Origin of the sequence: Paenibacillus sp. 19GGS1-52, from assembly GCF_022369515.1 — a bacterium.
In the GTDB taxonomy this organism is placed as follows: Bacteria; Bacillota; Bacilli; order Paenibacillales; family Paenibacillaceae; genus Paenibacillus_AQ.
This window is the reverse complement of record NZ_CP059724.1, coordinates 4036505-4054429: the sequence shown is the minus strand read 5'-3', so window position 1 is coordinate 4054429 and position 17925 is coordinate 4036505. Positions and strand designations below refer to the sequence as shown.

Genomic DNA, 17925 nt, shown 5'->3' with positions numbered 1-17925 from the left:
GTAGCGTGTCATTGAATTTGCGCACTGTTTTTTCAAGTGCATTTGTAGTAATCATTATTATGTTAACTGCACTGTTGAGTTATGTAATCGGGAATCAATCGTTTAAAACAGTAGAGGTAAGTATCGGGAGTTCTTTAGCAGAGGTTGCCTATCAGATGTCCGAGAATCTGGACCATTTTATGTGGTCGCGTTCCGGGGAAGTGGAGGTGCTGAGCAAGCTTAATGCTTTTCAAGAGCCGGTAGATACGACGGAAATTAGCGTATTGCTAAAGCAGTTGAAAAAGAGTATGCCCGTATTCACTTGGGTGGGTTACAGTGATGCTAAGGGTAACGTCTTAGCCGCAACCGATAATATTTTAGTAGGTCAAAATGCAAGTGAACGCCCTGTTTTCCAGGAGGGCTTAAAAGGTCTGTATATCGGTGATGTTCATGATGCCGTACTGTTGGCCAAGCTTATTCCTAATCCGAGTGGAGAACCGCTGCAATTTGTTGATGTCAGTGTTCCTGTGCAGGGGAAGCAAGGTCAGACTAGTGGGGTTCTATCTGCTCATCTAAGCTGGGAGTGGTCGCATGAGGTGGAAACCTCTATCGTAGCTCCGCTTAAAGATCATATGAAAGATGTGGAAATATTCGTGGTAAGCCAGAAGGATGACACGATTCTACTCGGGCCTCCAGACATGATAGGCCGGCGAATGTCAAGTGATACACTGAAGCAGGTACGTGCAGGTGGGAATTCCTGGATGGTGGAGTCCGCGGCCCATCAAACCTCTTATCTGAGTGGTTACGCCTACGGAGATGGATATTTAAATTACCCAGGTTTAGGTTGGACTGTTATTGTTCGTCAGCCAAGTGAGGTGGCTTTTGCCTCCGTGCACCAGCTTGAACGGTTTATTGTGCTTGTCGGAATGGCCAGCGCGGTAATATTCGGAATCTTTGGCTGGTTTTTGGCCGGGTGGATCGTTCAACCGCTTAATAATATTACCAAAACAGCAGATCTGTTAAGTTCCGGGGCGGATGTGGAAATTCCTGTTTTCGAACGAATAAAGGATGTCGCCCTGCTGTCAGCGTCATTGCGAAATCTGGTCAACAACTTGACCCAGACGGAGAACGCGTTAGGTTATATGTCTGATATGGCACTTCATGATCGTCTAACGGGGCTTCCAAACCGTGTTGCTCTGGATGAGTTCCTACTGCATGCTGTCAATCGTGCGAAGCAACATCGGACATCGCTCAGTTTCCTTTATCTAGATCTGGACGGATTTAAGGCCGTAAATGATAGACTTGGGCACACTGGCGGCGATATATTATTGCAGCAGGTAGCTCTTCGCTTGCGTGACTGCACGCGGGACAATGAGATTGTAGCCCGTATCGGTGGAGATGAATTTGTTGTGATTCTCCATACCTCTGCCAATAAACCCATGCAGGAAGCAGAAGTAGTGGCTTCGCGGATTGTCAGTAAAATTAATCAAACCTTTGAAATCGAAGGTGAGAAGGTTCACGTGGGCTGCAGTGTAGGCGCGGCTGTATGGGGACCAGATGGACAGGATACTAGCGAAACGCTGCGTTTGGCGGATGAGGCACTATATATTTCGAAACGAAATGGCAAGAATCGAATTACGTTCGAAACGGCTTCTTGAGCGCAGCAATCTGGATAAACCGCCTCAACACAACAAAACCGCCGAAAGATGGATTCGGCGGTTTTGCTGCTGTGTAGATGCTCAGATTTGTTATTGTATGTTCACGCTGGACTAATGGAGGTTGCTTTACTGCCTAGCAGTGCGCTTTTCCATCTGGTGTAGACAGCCCAGGCTTCTCCGTTATCCAATAAATGCTTGCACGTATACACGCCTTCTTCTATGGAATTGACCTTTCCGGTCAAATGCAGCCTTGCAGCGCCGTTTAATAATGTCTGATTATAGAAGGCCATATGTCCGCCTCCCTGCAGTACAGCTTCTGTTGTTGTGATCTGCTGAAGGGGCGTCCAATCCATTTCAGGTACTTCCGTGTCCAGACCCAGCGACTCTGGATCGATAATATCCAGGGCGGAAAAACCATTTTCTATGGTGTATACACGGGTTGGACGGTCGATATAGAGATCCTCAGAGCCTTCTACACCTTGGACGATTAATGCTTTTTGATAACCAAGTTTGATAATAAGTCGGGATAAGAGGTCGAAGACGGTGTTGTGATAGATACCGAACACGATGAAGGGAGAGCAAGAATAATCGACCAGCTTCTCTACCGTATTAAAAATAGTCCGCATGCCAATATCTTCACGAAGACTCCGGATGGCTCCCAAGGGAGGACACCACTGCTCAGCAGCAGCGAACAGCACTCCGCTCTCACGAGCAGCAGTTACGGCCTCCCTACGGGTCAGTTGGGTAATATCAATCCCGCTCTCGTGAATGATATCCTGCAGTGTTACTCCCCATTTGGGCGGCAAAGAGGCTGCTCCATGCAAAGTAACCGGCAAACCTGCTGCCGAGAGTAGAAAGGCTGTCGGGAACGTCGCCACAAAAGAGCGTTTTCTTCCGTCGTAGGGACCTGCGCAATCCAGTCCCTGCTGCAGAGGTTCGCGATGTGCGTATTTCCGGCAAACGGTAACAAAGGCTTCCAGTTCTTCTATGCTCTCCAGTTTGATGCGCTCGGCGATAAGAAAAGCGCCAATCTGTACAGGAGAAGCTGTTAAGCCCAGAATAGATTCTGCTGTATAGACGGCTTCTTCGTAGCTTAAATCACGGGCCCCTCGCTTCCCACGGGCGACTTCTTTTAATATATTTATCATAATAAGTAAGCCCCCTTATGTTTGATCCTGTAACAGCTGATATACCTTGACGATAGAAGTAGCTACGTCAACCATACGCTTGCGTTCGTTCATCGCTTGCTTGCGGAGAAGGTCATAGGCTTCCGATTCGGAAATGTTCTTCACCTTGGACAGAATGCCCTTAGCCATGTCAATCCATTTCCGCTCCTCAATGCGGGACAGTAGCTGTTCCTTTTCCTTCAGCCATTGCTGCCGCTCGAAGCATTGTTTGGCACTGAAATGAAGGCTCCAATGAATCTCCTGAGCGAGCATGGAAGGCGATAATACGCCATCTACCATAATATTGTCATCACAGGCAGCGACAGAGAGATTAGCAGTCTCGTGGGTACACCACCAGATAATCGGCGCTATTTTTTGCTGCATGAGCAGGATTCCCCAGAAGTTGATGTCTGTGATCGGGCATTGGAGAATCGAGGCATCCGCATCTCTGATCAAGGATAGAGCTTCCTTTGGGGTAGTGGCTACCTCGACCAGATAACCGCAGGAACGAAGAACGCTATCAGGACTGCTTGCTGAGCGCTCTTCTATGTCTCTCTCTGTCGTACTATTATGAATGATCAACAGGGAATGCATAGTTTGACGCTCCTTTTAACTGTAATGAATCCTAATGTTAATTTATATAACACAGAAGCAGACGATTTGTCGATAAATTTAAGAATTTAAAAATTTAAATGTCATAATTGTTGACGTGCCTCTTGTTTCTGTTGTATAGTCGGTTTAATAAATTAATCAATCGCGAATACAATGATGTATTCGGTTGAAGCGGCAATGGCGCCTGCTTTCACTTATCGCAATGGAAATGGTTGTTTCCGGGCGGAGTGAAGCGGGCTGTTTGTGTTTTCTACATGGAGAGGAGAGAGATAATATGACAGCTACACGCAAAAAGCTGGTACTGGTCGGCAATGGTATGGCAGGGGTGTGGGCTATTGAGCATTTGCTTAAATTGGCTCCCGAGGCTTATGAAATTACAATATTCGGATCAGAACCGCATCCTAATTATAACCGAATTATGTTATCTTCTGTTCTTGCTGGTGGAGCAAATATGGATGAGATCATAATTAATGATCTGGAATGGTATCGCAGCCACAACATTACCTTATATATCGGTCAGACAGTAACTGCGATAGACACTGATAAACGCGTAATCTATTCCGATAAAGGGATTGAAACGGAATATGATGAGTTAATTTTGGCAACTGGCTCCCATCCTTTTATGCTGCCGCTGCCGGGTGCAGATAAGAAAGGTGTCATTGCTTTTCGTGATATCAAGGACTGTGAGATTATGCAGGAAACTGCGAAGTCTTATCGAAAGGCAGTAGTGATTGGCGGAGGCCTACTAGGTTTGGAGGCAGCTAGAGGATTGTTGCATCTGGGGATGGAAGTCTCGGTTGTTCATATCAATGAGTATATTATGGAACGTCAGCTGGACCAACCGGCCTCGATCATGCTCAGAAAAGAGCTTGAGGATCAGGGGATGAAGTTCCTTTTAAATAAGCAGTCGGAAGCCATTCTTGGCCAAAAGAGAGTCAAAAGCTTATTATTCGCTGACGGAAGTACAGTTGAGGCAGATTTGATTGTAATGGCGGTTGGCATCAAGCCCAATATTAAATTAGCACAAAAGAGCGGGATTACCATCAATCGCGGCATTGTCGTCAATGATTATATGGAGACGAATATTCCGGGCATCTCTGCTGTCGGTGAATGCGCGGAGCACAGGGGAATCGCTTATGGGCTCGTAGCCCCCCTATATGAGCAAGGGGCTGTTCTAGCCAAAAGGCTGGCTGGAGTCGTGACTGAAGGTTATGCCGGCTCTGTGACATCAACCAAGCTTAAGGTGTCTGGAGTGAATGTCTTCTCAGCAGGCCAATTTACGGAGCCAGAGAATTCCCGCGCACTGCGTTTTCAGGATGAAATAGACGGGGTATACAAAAAATTGGTCATTCAGAATGACAAACTCATCGGAGCTGTGTTATTTGGAGACACCAACGATGGAGCGCAGTTGTTCTCCATGATTAAGAAAGGCGAGAATATTAAAGGGCGCGAAAAAGAACTGCTGCTAGGAATATCTGCGGACGCCTTCTCTGCGGGTCAAGGGAATCGGCTGGAAGAAATGGCGGATGATGAGATCATCTGCGGCTGCAATGGAGTATCCAAGGGCAGAATCGCTGAAGCGATTCAATCCGAAGGCTGCACCAGTGTGGGACAGATCAAAGCTTGTACCAAGGCTTCTGCTTCTTGTGGCGGTTGTAAGCCTCTAGTCGAAGGATTACTGCAATTGTATGCAGGTGATGCCGTTGTAACCGTCAAGGAAGGGATTTGTGGCTGTACCCCATTGGGGCGTGATGAAATTGTCTCCGAGATTAAACGAATGGAGCTTAAGACGGTCAAAGAAGTGATGAATGTTCTGGAGTGGAATGTAGAAGAAGGCTGCTCGAAATGCCGTCCTTCCTTAAACTATTACTTAGGGATGCTCTGGCCTGAAGAATATGTAGATGAGAAAGAATCACGGTTCACGAACGAACGGTATCATGCCAATATTCAGAAGGATGGGACTTACTCAGTGGTTCCTCGAATTTATGGCGGTGTAACCTCACCAGCAGCACTCAAAAAAATTGCGGAAGTAGCTGAAAAGTTCGATGTGCCAATGGTGAAGTTTACGGGCGGACAAAGAATCGATCTGCTAGGGGTTAAGAAAGAGGATTTGCCGAAAATGTGGGAGGAGCTGGATATGCCCTCTGGGCATGCCTACGGGAAGACATTGCGCACAGTAAAGACCTGTGTCGGATCTACCTTCTGCCGCTTTGGCACACAGGATGCTATTGGAATGGGGATTCGTCTGGAAAAAGAATTCGAACGCCTGACTGCACCAGCCAAAGTTAAACTTGCTGTCTCTGGCTGTCCCCGCAACTGTGCGGAAGCGACGATTAAGGATTTTGGCGTGGTAGCAATTGATGGGGGTTGGGAGCTGCACATCGGGGGTAACGGCGGTGTACATGTCCGGGCAACAGATCTGCTCTGTGTAGTGAAGACAGACGATGAGGTAGTGGAATGGGCGAGTGCTTTCCTCCAATATTATCGCGAGAGTGCTGGATGGAATGAGAGAACGGCAGCTTGGGTAGAACGCGTAGGTGTGGATAGTGTGAAAAAGGCCTTGGAGAATCGTGAGGATCGCCTAGCGCTGCAGGAAAGAATACAGAAAACACTCAGCCTGACAACCGACCCTTGGAAGCAGATCGTGAACGAACCGGAGCTGCGCAAGAATTTTGAACCTATCACACAGCCTGAGACAGTATAAAAAGAGGGGGCCTATGCTATGAATATGAACAAAATGCTTGTGGGAAAAGTTACCGACATTGATCTCTTGGGCTCTCGCACTTTTAGAGTGAATGACACAGATATTGCACTATTCCGTCTTTCCGATGGTGAAGTCCTGGCAGTTGAGAATAAATGTCCTCATAAAGGTGGAGCACTGTCGGAAGGTATGGTCTGCGGCTCAAAGGTTCATTGTCCACTTCACGATTGGCGTATTGATTTGCATAGTGGAGCTGTGCAGGAACCGGATACTGGCTGTGTACCCACTTTTAATGTGGAGATTGATCCGGACAACGGCTCCATCTATGTGACCATCTAATAGAAACAACTTACTTAAGAGGGGGGATAATCATGGACTACGTGAAGCCAAGTGAAGTTCTGGATTCAATGATAGAGGTTGGAAAAAATAAAGCGGAGCTATCCATCATGCAGCTATTGGTACGTGGGAGTCTGGGGGGTGCAATTCTGGCCTGTGCGACAACACTCGCCTTTACAGCAGCGGCGCAGACAAAGATTCCGATGGTAGGGGCATTGTTGTTTCCGGTAGGCTTCGTAATGATTATTCTACTTGGATTAGAGCTTGTTACGGGCAGCTTCGCCTTGATTCCGCTGGCGGTGCTGGAGAAGAAAACAACGGTAAGGCGAATGTTGAATAATTTCCTGTGGGTCATCCTTGGGCATTTGCTTGGCTGTGCGGTATATGCAGTTCTGTATGCTCTTACTATTACGAAGATGGGTACCGATATGAGTAATCCAATGATTCAAACCCTGATTACGGCAAGTGAAGGCAAGACAATCGCTTACAAGCATTTAGGTGGAGATGGGATGCTGCTGGTCATCATTAAAGCCATGTTATGTAACTGGATGGTTACGCTGGGGGCTGTAATGGCGCTGACCTCTAAATCTACTTCAGGCAAAATATTGGCCATGTGGCTGCCGATTCTGACCTTTTTCGGACAAGGATTTGAACATACGGTGGTGAATATGTTTGTCATTCCCGTCGGTATGATGCTGGGTGCGAATGTTACGTTTGCAGATTGGTGGATTTGGAATGGCATACCTGTCTTGGTCGGTAATTTCATCGGCGGTGTCGTGTTTACAGGTATCCTGTTCTATCTCTCACAAAGAAGCTTTAAGACAGGGCGGGCCTCTGCCGCTATAACGATATCCCCTTCAGTATTAGAGAAAAGCTCATGAGGCCGGGCAGTGTAGCCATTGTAGGAGCGGGACCGGGCGATCCGGAGTTAATCACTATTAAAGCGATGCTCCGTATCCAAGAGGCAGATGTTATTCTTTATGATCGACTAGTAAATGAAGAATTGTTAAGCTACGCTAAAACAGAGGCTCTTCGAATCTACTGCGGCAAATCACCAGGCCATCATTCTATGCCGCAGGAGACGACCGAACGGTTGATGATTCAATATGCTGCCGAAGGTAACAAAGTGGTTCGCCTGAAGGGAGGAGATCCTTTTGTATTCGGCAGAGGTGGGGAAGAAGCACTGGCAGTGGCAGAAGCAGGTATTCCTTATGAGGTTATACCAGGGATAACCTCAGCTATTGGGGCAGCTGCTTCTGCTGGAATTCCGCTGACACATCGTGGACTGGCTGCCTCCTTTGCTATTGTGACCGGAAGTCGTTGCCATGACCATGCTTCGCCCGTCCGATGGGATATGCTTGCGCATAGTGTAGATACTATAGTCGTGTATATGGGAGTTAGCCAACTGAGTCATATCCGCGAACAGTTGCTACTTCATGGCAAGGATGTTCAAACACCGGTTGCGCTGATAGAGAATGGCACTACGTCCCGCCAGCGGACTGTCACTGGAACACTTGCAAACATTGATAGACTGGCTGCAGCGATGAAGATCACTAATCCAGCGCTCATTATAGTGGGGGAAGTCGTGAAGGTGCGGGAGCAACTGCTGAGTTTGGAGAGTACGGCCAGATCGCAAATTGGCTAGCGTTGGAATGATGTGCACGCTCTTGGAGCGTGTATTTTTTTTGCCCAATATACAAGAATCTAGCAGAAACAAAGCAGTCAGTAGGAATAAGCACAAGCATTTAAGAAGGGCTAGCATTCAATAAATAGAAGGGATGTGATGAAATGACGGAGTCGGAGTTTATTGCCAGGATGGCTCCCTATGCTATAGAAAATATGCGGAAAAGTAAGATTGCCGCTTCACTGACCATTTCTCAGGCGGCGCTTGAATCCGGCTGGGGCAGCAGTTCTTTAACTGTAAAAGCCAATAACCTGTTCGGCATCAAAGGCACGGGTCCGGCCGGAAGCATGATGATTCAAACTACTGAATATGTTAGTGGTAAGGCTGTACAGGTCACTGCTGCTTTTCGCGCATACAACAACTGGGGCGAATCTATTGCAGATCATTCCGAGTTTATTGTGGGTGGGGGCTCAAGGAGTCACAGCCGATACGGCAAGGTGATTGGCGCACCTGGCAAGACCGCTGCTGTGGAGATCGCTGCGGCCGGATATGCAACGGACCCGAGCTATGCAAGCAAGCTGATACAGATTATGAACAGCTATAATCTGTATCAATATGATGATGAGGTGAAGGAGGAGGAGGAAATGTCGGCAGAAGACAAACAAAAGCTTGTTAATCTGGAAACGGAGCTAACGGAGCTACGAAATTTGATAACTGGTCTCACTGTCAGTAGGGACACACTAAAGACTGGTGTACAAGAACAGGGTCAGTCCATCAAGAACGTATCAGAGCGACTGAGCGTGATAGAAGGACAGACAGTGATGGCAGTACCTCCTTGGGCACAGCCTGCGGTGAATGCGGCAATCGCTGCTAGATTACTAGACACTCCATCCGGAGGCAGCTATGATTTCTATCGAATATTAACCGTGCTTAATCGGGCTGGACTGCTGATAACAGGTAAGGAGGACTGATAAGTATGAATAACGAGGCACTCAATAATGTGCTTGCTTTTGCTTCTGTGCTGGCTGTTTTTGTAATGGCGCTCGTGCAGCTTGTGAAGAATAGTGTGAAGCTTCCACGAAATATAGTTCCAGCTGTAGGATTGGCAATAGGGCTCTTGGTAGGGGCGATTGCGTATCCTTTTACGGATATGAATCTTATTCTGCGTCTCTGGGCGGGTGGGCTTGCAGGACTCTCAGCGACAGGGCTTTTCGAGCTGGCTTTTAATAAACGGGAGGGAACGACCAAGGATAGTTAATCAAGTCTTGTGAATGAATGATTATTTCTTCTAGTAAATCAAACAAGAAGGGGTGCTTTATATGGGAACTTATCTTGATGCAAGAACCTCACAGAATGCTAGCTTTGCGGGATCCATATCGATTCCTATTCTGGTTATTAATACACCGCAGATCTTTGGTCAAATTGGTCTGATCACAGAGGGAGTAACCACGAATCCGCGTGTGCTTCTAAAAGGAACGATATCTGTACAGATTCCGTTAGCTTTAGCGATTACCATTACAATTGTCAGAGGAATCTTGCCAACCGATCCTTTGGTTTATTCAGCTACTTCCAATTTGGATTTTAATGTACTGGCTCCTCAAGTCATTACCTTCTCTGCTTCTGATTTTTTGCCGCCAATTACACCACAGTTAACTTATACAGCCTTTGTTTCTTCGAGTATTCTTGGCACATTTCGTGTAGGTCCAGAGAACTTTGATGGTATTCTGGTTTCGGATTAATTCACATTTGTTTAACCCCGTCAGAGTATGGCGGGGTTCTTTTTGACTGTTCGCCCAATCTTTAAAGGCATTCATTACATATTCTGTTCTGTACTCAACTTTAAGGAGGGGGTTTTCAAATGGGTGCTGATTGCGGTCACGGCGGCAATGTTGGCGGCGTTGGTGTAGGTCCATGTCCGGTAAGTCCTTGGACTTCGACAGGGGCGATATTGGTACTTTATATCTTGTTAGTTATTATTTTAAGTGCCTGCTTCATCTAGAGGAACTATAATAACAATCTAGTCTTGCCATTTATAGCTGGCTTCTGTCTTTGACAGGAGCCGTTTTTTTACATATTCACAATTTTTACAATCCCAAATCTTTAATTGCCAAATCATACAGACAGATATGTGATCTCTTGCATCTCTTATTCTATAAAAAAGAAAAGAGGTGTTGGATAATGACTGTAGCGAATAAAGCGAGAATTTGGAGAGCTTTAAAGGCTTTGCGGGCACAACGGGTTATACTCTTGAGAAGACTTGCAGAAATTAATGAAAATCTTCGTTGTTTACCCCTTGGAAGTCGGGCAAGACATGAGGTGCTTGAAGCGAGGGTGTCCATCCTTAAAGCACTGCGTTTAAATGGAATTGCAATTAAAAATTTGCGGAGATCGTTGTTATAGTCCAATGGATAGCAGAAATAGAAGGTCGGGAACTTTGCCTGCCTTCTATTTTTTGTATCAATTTTATAGTAATGTCATGAAATGCGTTCTACAATAAACCAATATCTTTTGTCACCTTTGGGATACCAGACGACACCTTCTACAACATCACTTGAACTTATTTGCTCAATAACTTCCTTACCATTCAGTTTTCCTGCCCATTTCATTAATGTTTTATTATAAAGAGTGGCAATTAGATCCTGAACAGTTTCTCCAGTAATGATTTCATTGGGATCTCCTTGAGGCGGACAACTGCGATATACAGATAGCTTTAGCAAGTAGATACCTCCTTACATATATTTAATCTTTTAATCATACCAGCACTTGGAGAGAAGCGGGAGAATTTAATTAACTTCTATTGTGCAAAAAATTTCCAAATGATACTGTAACCAATCTTAATATGATTCGTAAAAAGAGATGTGAATCGAGAGAGGAGAGGGTTTTGGTGAAAAAAAGGTTAGCGATTGTCTTGTCTTGTTGTCTACTGCTGTCAGGAGGTTGGGCATGGCCAGCAACAACAGCACACGGGGCAATGGCAAAAGTGGAATTCAGCATTAACAATGAGGCGTTAATACTCCCTGTGGACAGCACACCCTATGTAAGCGGCTCTACTGTAATGGTACCCCTCCGTATAGCAGGAGAAGCATTGGACCTTACTGTTTCCTTCATTAAAAAGAACAACATCGTCCTATTAGCTGGGGGTGGAAGTGAGCTCTCACTTAAGGTTGGAGGAAGCGAAGTTACGATTAATGGACAAGACACAATCGCCTTTGAGGGCAAAGTTGTATTAAGAAATAATCGTATTTATGTACCATTGACCTTCTTCTATGCATTGGGATTAGTGACCACTTATGATGCTGTGTCAGGGGAGGTTGCTGTGAACACTACACAAGCTATGGCAAATACAGTTCTGGGTCTCTTTACCTCTGGTAAGTATGAGCTATTGTCGCAACGATATTTTAGTAAGGTTATGCAGACAGCCGTCTCGGTTCCACAGCTTCAGCAGGCCTGGGAAAGCATCGCTACTCCGAACGGAGACTTTGTGAAATTGAAATCAGTTCAAGCTAGCAAAGGAAATGATGGACTTACAATAGTAAGTACAGTTTCTTTTAGCAAAGGAGATGTAGCTGTAACAAGTCTTGTTAACAACAATGGTCAAATCATTGGGCTCCATATCTCCCCAGTTCCTGCTGATCTCGTTATTCCGGCGAGTGTAGTAGAAGAGGAGATTAATGTAGGAGCAGGAACGACGCATCCACTGAAAGGCACACTGACATTGCCTAAGAATGCAACGGGGCCTTTGTCTGCAGTAGTGCTAGTTCAGGGGTCAGGGGCGTCAGACCAGGACGAAACTGCGTTCGGATATAAGCCGTTCCGCGATATCGCGTGGGGGCTGGCGCAGCAGGGGATAGCTGTTCTCCGTTATGACAAGCGTACTTTTACTTATCCGCAACAATTTATGGGTGAAGCAGCCACAGGGGTAACCGTCAAAGAAGAAACAGTGGATGATGCGATTGCGGCTTCCCTGCTACTTAAGAGCGACAAGCGGATTAATCCGGCACGGGTATATATGGTTGGGCACAGCCTGGGTGGTATGTTGGCACCTAGAATAGACGCCGAGGGCGGTGATTTTGCCGGACTCATCCTATTGGCAGGTTCACCACGGAAGCTGTGGGAAATTATGAATGATCAATACGCAGCCATTTTTAAGGCCATGGATGACAAAGATCCGCTTAAGGCGCAATCTCAAGCCATGCTTGCAGCTGAAATGGTAAAAGCAAACCAAATGAGTACATGGAGCGAGACGGAGGCTAAAGCAACCACTTTATTTGGAAGCCCCGCCTATTACTTTATGGAGATGGACCAGCACAATACCGAGACTCTGGCCCGTAAACTGACCAAACCGGTGCTTGTGCTGCAAGGCTCGGATGATATTCAGGTCTATGCCAACAAGGACTATCCTCTATGGCAGGAAGTATTAAAAAATGATCCCTTGGCAGTCTATAAACTGTATCCGGGCTTGAATCATTTCTTTGTCAATTACGACGGAGTTGGAGCAGGAACCGCTACAGAGTATAATGTTGCTGGGCTTGTAGATGCCAAAGTGATTAGCGATATGGCAGAATGGATTACGGGACAGAAATAATAAGGAGGAGTCGTCTAATAGACGGCTCTTTTTTTATAGCGAATATTCGATATTAGCAGAAAAATTCCATATATTTGCATTTTTATAGTAACATTTTTAACTGACGTGGATGTGATAAATTGATAAATTATAACATGTAAGCGCTCTTTATAACAAGAATCGGGGGAATGTTTGTGAAAAAAGTTACGAAATTATTGCTAGTTGCTGGTATTTCTTTGGCTGTTGTAGGGGCAGGTAATAGCTCTGCTCTGAACAATGTTTCTTCGGCGGCAAGCGCACCGCTTAAGGTTGGCCGGGTAGAAGCGGCTGCTCATGGTACGAAATGCTTTACAGTAGCGGTTGCTGTAGTTCAAAATGGCGTAATTGTTGCTGCTTCGCTAGATGATTATCAATTCTTGGGTTCGGATGTGGCAAAGGGAGTGCCTAACTCTGACTCCGATTTCGGACTGAATTACAAAGATCCTAACATGGTTCTTGCTTCGAAGAAGGCTAATGCTAAATATTACAGCGAGCACATGAAAGAAGAAGCTAAATCCACAGTTTCTTATGACAAAAACTTAGCTACTATTGAAAAATATGCAACAGGCAGAACAATCAAATCACTTGAAGCTACACTTACTCACAAGACCAAAGAACAAATGGTCGACGCTGTAAGCGGAGCAACACTTGTGGATACTCAAGGTTATTTAACGGCGATTTTGAACGCAGCTAAGGCTGCGAAATAAAAATTCGCTTCGATAGAACGATTAAGAGACTCCTTCACGGGTATAGTGAAGGAGTTTTTTTGTACAAGGGTCATGGTTTAGTCAGATCATCCACTTCAGTATTGAGGAGGGTATATGTGAAGTTTACTGATGTGTGTCTCATAACTGAAAACGTGCTAGTGCTTACTAATTTCTATGAAGCTATATTACAAACAAAAGCAGAGGGAAACGATATTCATGCGGAAATTGAAACGATAGGTACGGGTTTAGCCATTTACTCGAAAAAAGCTGCCGAAACTGATATGGGGTTTGACTTTTCAAAGCATTGGGGAACAGGGAATTTTACTTTGGGGTTTAATGTGCATGATGTAGATGTAGAATATGAAAGATTGATAATTACGGGTATTGAATTCCTGACCCCTCCTACTACCTATCCTTGGGGTGCAAGGTCAATGCATTTTCGAGATCCCGATGGCAATATAATTTGTTTTAGAAGCAGACCCATCGTAGGAGACCACCATTCTATCTTCAATTAAAATTCAGTCCTCACTCACATGCATCGAAAAAACGGTATGTAGGCAGTTACTTCGGTAATTGCTTACATATCGTTTTTTTGGTTCGAGAAAAAGTTATCATAACGGACAAAATATATTTCATATGACTAAGTAAGGTTTTTTGTTACATAAGGAGGAATATAAATTGGATGCATTTGTTGCCCAGTCGTTAAATGAGATACAGTTTTGGTCTAGGATCATGAAGGAGCATTCATTTTTTCTTGGATTAGGTTTTAGAGCCGAAGATACTCAACTTATCAATGAAGCCAAACAGTTTCAAGCTATTTTTGAAGACATTGAACGAAGATCGCATAATTTTAATATCAACACAGATCCTTACATTATCAAAGAGTTTAATAACGAGGTTAGGAATGCGGCGACTAATATTTGGGCATTTAAGAGAATGGTGTTGGGGCTTATTTTACAGTGCAAGCTTCCTGGACAGACTAATTTCCCTTTATTAGTAGATCATATCAGTCGGGAAGCCAATTATTTCAGAAATCGCTTGGAAGAACTGAATTCAGGGAAACTCCAACCCTTGCCCGATGCTATTATCGATGAAAATGTCTTTTTCTTAAAAATTATGGCAGATCACGCAAAATTCATAGGTCATTTACTTGATCCATCTGAACGGAAACTGGTCGAACAAGCAAGGGATTTTAGTAATGATTTTGATAAGTTGGTCTTTCAAGCGACAGATTTAAGTTATATGCGTCCCCAATCACAAACGGTTCCTTTGTTGAGTCAATTTGTTGATGAAAACCGAGTTTCCGTTCAATCTTTACGTGATTTTAAAAAGACAGCGCGTGATTTAATCGATGAATGCAAAATAAAGAGTATTATCCATCCTTTGTTAGCCGATCATGTATTCCGCGAAGCTGAACGTTTCCTTTTTATTCTGGATATGTTTGATCAATCTCTATCAGGTTTTAAGGTGAACAAGAGAGAAATATTACACTGATTTGCTGTGGGGTTTGCTTCACCTACTTGAAAACCATGTTGCGCTATACATGTAACTAAAATATCTTCACCCATGAGCGCCAACTGAAGGCGTTTTTTCTTTTGCTCAGGAAAATTTCCCTTATTCTAGTTTAAAGCTTAAAGCCTAAGGCAGTTGGATCTCATATAGGCGTGTAAAACGGCATACCTTATTTTCATTCTTCCTTGTTTGTGTTCTACCGAACTCAATTGTATATTTGACTCATTAAAGCTGAAAGGTTGTGCATTATGGACGAAAAGCTTGAACTGGATGAAATAAAAAGATTTCTTAGTAAACGTGAAGAAATTCTCGCAGTACCAACCAAGGGCGGAGATTTTGCAACTATAAGAGGCGACGAAATAACTGATTTAAAGGTTCATGAAAATGGTTCGCTTATTGCTATGACAAACTTTGGCGAGTATTTTATTATTCCTTCGTACAATAATGTGGATGAGACGATGGAATATTCGCCGTTTCCAGATTTCCTCAAACGTATTTCGGAACATGATTTAGCGAATATTACTCAAGTAAGTGATGTTGATTATGAGAATAAGAGGATTACCTTTATCGGAGGAGGTCAAAAATCAATTAGTGAAGAATATTGGATAGATTTTATTAATAGCTATGAAAAACGTTTGTTGCATTGAAGCGCACAGTAGAATGGATTATCTAAAACTATGTCATTACTCAAGAGTGCCCAATGAGGTGCTCTTTCTTATATCTAGGAAATGTTTCCTTAATAATAAATTGCTACTACTATAGGGCTCTACAAACATAAATTCGGGGCCCTATCACTAGGGCCCCTTTCATGGGAGAGGAGACTAAAGCACAATTTCAGCACTTTATTAAAACGTGAAACCCTTGGTACATTAGGCTTTAGGTCAAAATGACACAGGAACGTGTGTACTGGTTTTAGGTCCTCTTTGCGGATTTGGTGCCCACATGGTGCCCACTTACGTTCCCTGAATCAAGCCTTTTTCTTAGCTGGTATAACCATACCATCAAAGACGTCTGCAGCGGCCTGGTCTACGGAATCGAAGATGTGAGCGTATATCTGAAGCATCTTAGTATTCGTGTGCCCTACACGCTTTGCTATGGCCTCAGAGTGGACCTTCTTGAACACCATCCAAGAGACGGACGTATGACGGAGGTCATGCAGGCGGATCGGCTTCAGGTCATGCTTGCGGTGAAAAGAGATCCAACGCTTTGTAAGACGCTCCGGATCAGAAGGCTCTCCGCTGGTTCTACAGAAGAGGAATTCTGAATCCCCCGCAGTCCATTTATCCCCTAGCTGCAACTTCATCTTCGCCCATTCGGTTCTGTACAGTTTCATCTCATCTATGACAGCCGGTGCCAGCGCAATACGCCGTTTTGATTGTTTGTTTTTAGGGCCTTTAATGACCGGAGCGCCATCCTTAAACATAGTCACAGTCTGCTTGATATCAATAACCCCATTGACTAGATCGATGTTCTTCCATTCCAGTCCGGCCATTTCAGCACGGCGCATACCGGTTGTCACAGCTAATGTGACTTGAAGCCGGAGCTGGATTGGCTCGTCCTCAAGCGCCATAAAGAGCAGTTCGATTTCCTTCTCGTCATAGTACTCCATCTCTTTGATATCGTCTTCACGGGGCTTCTTGACGCCTGTCATGGGGTTATCCTTTAAGACTCGCCATTCAACAGCCTTGGCGAAGATGCTGCGAAGGACCCGGTAATTATAAACGATCGTAGCAGAGCCAAGAGGTTTGCCATCCCTATTCAGGCTTGCCTCAGGTGTCCGGAGATAGTCCAGATAATCGGTAATGTGCATCGTCTTGATTTTGTCCATGTGCATAGTACGGAAAAATGGAACTATTCGTCGTTCAGCGTGGAATTTGTAACTCACTTTTGTTTTTTCTTGAAGTTCAACTTCAACAAACTTATTTATCCATATCTCAATGAAAGCTTCGAATGTAAGTTTCTCCGGTCGGATATAATGGCCAGCTTCTACTTCCATTTGGAATTTCAGGAGTTCAGCGTCCAGGTAGTTTTGCAGCCTCCGCGGTGCCCGCAGCAGGGAAGGATCATCGACTATAATCGTCTTTCTTTCTTGGACCCGTTTGCCCTGAGCATCGTAGCCGAGTTCTGCAACTAATCGCCACCGGTTCTCTCCGCGTTTTTGGATGCTTGCCATTGTTGTTACCTCCTTCAGTATCATTGTAATCATATATCCCCTTATTAGCCTGTTACAGCGACTGAACAAGCAGAGGGGTGTATTTATATCTCCCAGTGCAGTTAAGGTGTATTTCCCTTGTAGATCGTCTCATGGGAGAGCTTAAACGTGATTTGTATATCCTTCGAAATGCAGGATTTATCTTCCATACGCCGAATTATGGTTGTGGGAGGTGAAGACATGGAATTAAGCGCTAAGGATCAAGTTATGATTGCGATGTACACAGAATATATGAATGACTTGCCCAATTTCAAGAAAATTAAACCAGCAGCAATGGATATGGAGAAAGGGGTATTTCATAACGCCGTGATTAAACTTCAAAATGAAGAATTAATCAGCGGTGCATATATTAATCTTGGATCGAGACCAGCAACCAATATTACTGATATTTGGAATGCAAAGCCGACCAGCAAAGGGATATCTTATGTTGAGTCATTACTGAAAATAGAACCCGAACTCTCATCTGCTGATAAACGAAAGAAGATTTTAGAAAACAGTAGCAAGTGGGTGCTGACTCAAACCAAAGATGTCGGTAGTAAATTATTGGCTGAACTGATTAGAAAGTCCTTATTGTAAGTATGAATAGGTAGTACATAAAGCTATCCATAACCCGGGTGGCTTTTTCATATGCGTACACGAATGAATACTTATTCACTATATTCACACATCATGTATACGCTTGGGGGAGAATCGTCCACCGCTAATTTAAAATGTCTTTGGGGGAGAGTTGTCCCCCTCGGCGGTGGAGAGTAATCCCCCATTAGTGGTGGAGGATTACCCCCCTAAGATAACTAAAAGAAACTCTAAAGAAAGTA

Annotated in this window: 19 protein-coding genes; 15 read left to right on the top strand and 4 right to left on the bottom strand. The window is 44.6% G+C overall.

The features are described from left to right. Nucleotides 1-5: 5 nt before the first annotated feature. Complete coding sequence (locus H1230_RS18995) at nt 6-1637, top strand: sensor domain-containing diguanylate cyclase (protein WP_239711482.1); 1632 nt, start codon at nt 6-8, stop codon at nt 1635-1637. A 101-nt stretch (nt 1638-1738) separates the two neighbouring features. On the opposite strand, the gene H1230_RS18990 is transcribed toward H1230_RS18995, so the two are convergent. Together H1230_RS18990 and H1230_RS18985 are read right to left on the bottom strand one after the other, a co-directional pair. Beyond that, nucleotides 1739-2785 carry an anthranilate phosphoribosyltransferase gene (locus tag H1230_RS18990; RefSeq protein ID WP_239711481.1) on the bottom strand — a complete coding sequence of 349 codons (1047 nt, stop codon included), beginning with the start codon at nt 2783-2785 and terminating at the stop codon, nt 1739-1741. A 15-nt stretch (nt 2786-2800) separates the two neighbouring features. Further along, a complete protein-coding gene (locus H1230_RS18985; RefSeq protein WP_239711480.1) occupies nt 2801-3397 on the bottom strand; it encodes an ANTAR domain-containing response regulator in 597 nt (198 codons plus the stop codon). A gap of 292 nt (nt 3398-3689) precedes the next feature. On the opposite strand from H1230_RS18985, the gene nirB reads away from it, so the two are divergent. From nirB to H1230_RS18945, 8 genes are all read left to right on the top strand, one after another. Continuing rightward, a complete protein-coding gene (nirB, locus tag H1230_RS18980; RefSeq protein WP_239711479.1) occupies nt 3690-6119 on the top strand; it encodes a nitrite reductase large subunit NirB in 2430 nt (809 codons plus the stop codon). Nucleotides 6120-6143: 24 nt separating this feature from the next. Then, nucleotides 6144-6455, top strand: a complete 312-nt coding sequence (gene nirD / locus H1230_RS18975; RefSeq protein ID WP_239717407.1) for a nitrite reductase small subunit NirD — start codon at nt 6144-6146, stop codon at nt 6453-6455. Between the two features lie 32 nt (nt 6456-6487). After that, entirely contained in the window at nt 6488-7333 is an 846-nt protein-coding gene (locus H1230_RS18970) for a formate/nitrite transporter family protein (protein WP_239711478.1), read from the top strand. Then, entirely contained in the window at nt 7330-8097 is a 768-nt protein-coding gene (cobA, locus tag H1230_RS18965; RefSeq protein WP_239711477.1) for a uroporphyrinogen-III C-methyltransferase, read from the top strand. Before H1230_RS18970 ends, cobA begins: the two co-directional genes overlap by 4 nt. 143 nt (nt 8098-8240) lie before the next feature. After that, on the top strand, nt 8241-9047 hold the full coding sequence (locus tag H1230_RS18960) for a glycoside hydrolase family 73 protein (protein WP_239711476.1): 807 nt from the start codon (nt 8241-8243) through the stop codon (nt 9045-9047). Nucleotides 9048-9052: 5 nt separating this feature from the next. After that, entirely contained in the window at nt 9053-9334 is a 282-nt protein-coding gene (locus H1230_RS18955) for a holin (protein ID WP_239711475.1), read from the top strand. A gap of 61 nt (nt 9335-9395) precedes the next feature. After that, nucleotides 9396-9815 (top strand): hypothetical protein, encoded by a 420-nt coding sequence (locus H1230_RS18950; protein WP_239711474.1) that lies wholly within the window; start codon nt 9396-9398, stop codon nt 9813-9815. 119 nt (nt 9816-9934) lie between these two features. Next, nucleotides 9935-10075: a YjcZ family sporulation protein gene (locus H1230_RS18945; protein WP_239711473.1), complete on the top strand. Its 141-nt coding sequence runs from the start codon at nt 9935-9937 to the stop codon at nt 10073-10075. A gap of 475 nt (nt 10076-10550) precedes the next feature. On the opposite strand, the gene H1230_RS18940 is transcribed toward H1230_RS18945, so the two are convergent. Then, nucleotides 10551-10793 (bottom strand): hypothetical protein, encoded by a 243-nt coding sequence (locus H1230_RS18940; protein ID WP_239711472.1) that lies wholly within the window; start codon nt 10791-10793, stop codon nt 10551-10553. Between the two features lie 167 nt (nt 10794-10960). Between H1230_RS18940 and H1230_RS18935 the strand changes: the two genes are divergently transcribed. The 5 genes from H1230_RS18935 to H1230_RS18915 all read left to right on the top strand — a co-directional run bounded on the left by H1230_RS18935 (nt 10961) and on the right by H1230_RS18915 (nt 15545). Next, on the top strand, nt 10961-12661 hold the full coding sequence (locus tag H1230_RS18935) for an alpha/beta fold hydrolase (RefSeq protein ID WP_239711471.1): 1701 nt from the start codon (nt 10961-10963) through the stop codon (nt 12659-12661). 173 nt (nt 12662-12834) lie between these two features. Further along, complete coding sequence (locus tag H1230_RS18930) at nt 12835-13386, top strand: hypothetical protein (RefSeq protein ID WP_239711470.1); 552 nt, start codon at nt 12835-12837, stop codon at nt 13384-13386. Nucleotides 13387-13502: 116 nt separating this feature from the next. Continuing rightward, nucleotides 13503-13901 (top strand): VOC family protein, encoded by a 399-nt coding sequence (locus tag H1230_RS18925; RefSeq protein WP_239711469.1) that lies wholly within the window; start codon nt 13503-13505, stop codon nt 13899-13901. 163 nt (nt 13902-14064) lie between these two features. After that, the gene (locus H1230_RS18920; protein WP_239711468.1) at nt 14065-14880 is read left to right on the top strand and encodes a DUF2935 domain-containing protein; all 816 of its coding nucleotides are present in this window, start codon (nt 14065-14067) and stop codon (nt 14878-14880) included. 266 nt (nt 14881-15146) lie between these two features. Next, nucleotides 15147-15545, top strand: coding sequence for a hypothetical protein (locus H1230_RS18915; RefSeq protein ID WP_239711467.1), 399 nt, complete (start codon nt 15147-15149; stop codon nt 15543-15545). A 320-nt stretch (nt 15546-15865) separates the two neighbouring features. Here H1230_RS18915 and H1230_RS18910 read toward each other — a convergent pair whose 3' ends face one another. Continuing rightward, nucleotides 15866-17071, bottom strand: a complete 1206-nt coding sequence (locus tag H1230_RS18910; RefSeq protein ID WP_239711466.1) for a site-specific integrase — start codon at nt 17069-17071, stop codon at nt 15866-15868. A gap of 219 nt (nt 17072-17290) precedes the next feature. Here H1230_RS18910 and H1230_RS18905 point away from each other — a divergent pair, with 219 nt between their 5' ends. Continuing rightward, entirely contained in the window at nt 17291-17686 is a 396-nt protein-coding gene (locus H1230_RS18905) for a hypothetical protein (RefSeq protein ID WP_239711465.1), read from the top strand. Nucleotides 17687-17925: the final 239 nt, after the last annotated feature.

Coding starts and splice junctions, on each gene's coding strand:
- H1230_RS18990 (WP_239711481.1), bottom strand. CDS start 2,785: ATGATAAATATATTAAAAGAAGTCGCCCGTGGGAAGCGAGGGGCCCGT.
- H1230_RS18985 (WP_239711480.1), bottom strand. CDS start 3,397: ATGCATTCCCTGTTGATCATTCATAATAGTACGACAGAGAGAGACATA.
- nirB (WP_239711479.1), top strand. CDS start 3,690: ATGACAGCTACACGCAAAAAGCTGGTACTGGTCGGCAATGGTATGGCA.
- nirD (WP_239717407.1), top strand. CDS start 6,144: ATGAACAAAATGCTTGTGGGAAAAGTTACCGACATTGATCTCTTGGGC.
- H1230_RS18970 (WP_239711478.1), top strand. CDS start 6,488: ATGGACTACGTGAAGCCAAGTGAAGTTCTGGATTCAATGATAGAGGTT.
- cobA (WP_239711477.1), top strand. CDS start 7,330: ATGAGGCCGGGCAGTGTAGCCATTGTAGGAGCGGGACCGGGCGATCCG.
- H1230_RS18960 (WP_239711476.1), top strand. CDS start 8,241: ATGACGGAGTCGGAGTTTATTGCCAGGATGGCTCCCTATGCTATAGAA.
- H1230_RS18955 (WP_239711475.1), top strand. CDS start 9,053: ATGAATAACGAGGCACTCAATAATGTGCTTGCTTTTGCTTCTGTGCTG.
- H1230_RS18950 (WP_239711474.1), top strand. CDS start 9,396: ATGGGAACTTATCTTGATGCAAGAACCTCACAGAATGCTAGCTTTGCG.
- H1230_RS18945 (WP_239711473.1), top strand. CDS start 9,935: ATGGGTGCTGATTGCGGTCACGGCGGCAATGTTGGCGGCGTTGGTGTA.
- H1230_RS18915 (WP_239711467.1), top strand. CDS start 15,147: ATGGACGAAAAGCTTGAACTGGATGAAATAAAAAGATTTCTTAGTAAA.
- H1230_RS18910 (WP_239711466.1), bottom strand. CDS start 17,071: ATGGCAAGCATCCAAAAACGCGGAGAGAACCGGTGGCGATTAGTTGCA.
- H1230_RS18905 (WP_239711465.1), top strand. CDS start 17,291: ATGGAATTAAGCGCTAAGGATCAAGTTATGATTGCGATGTACACAGAA.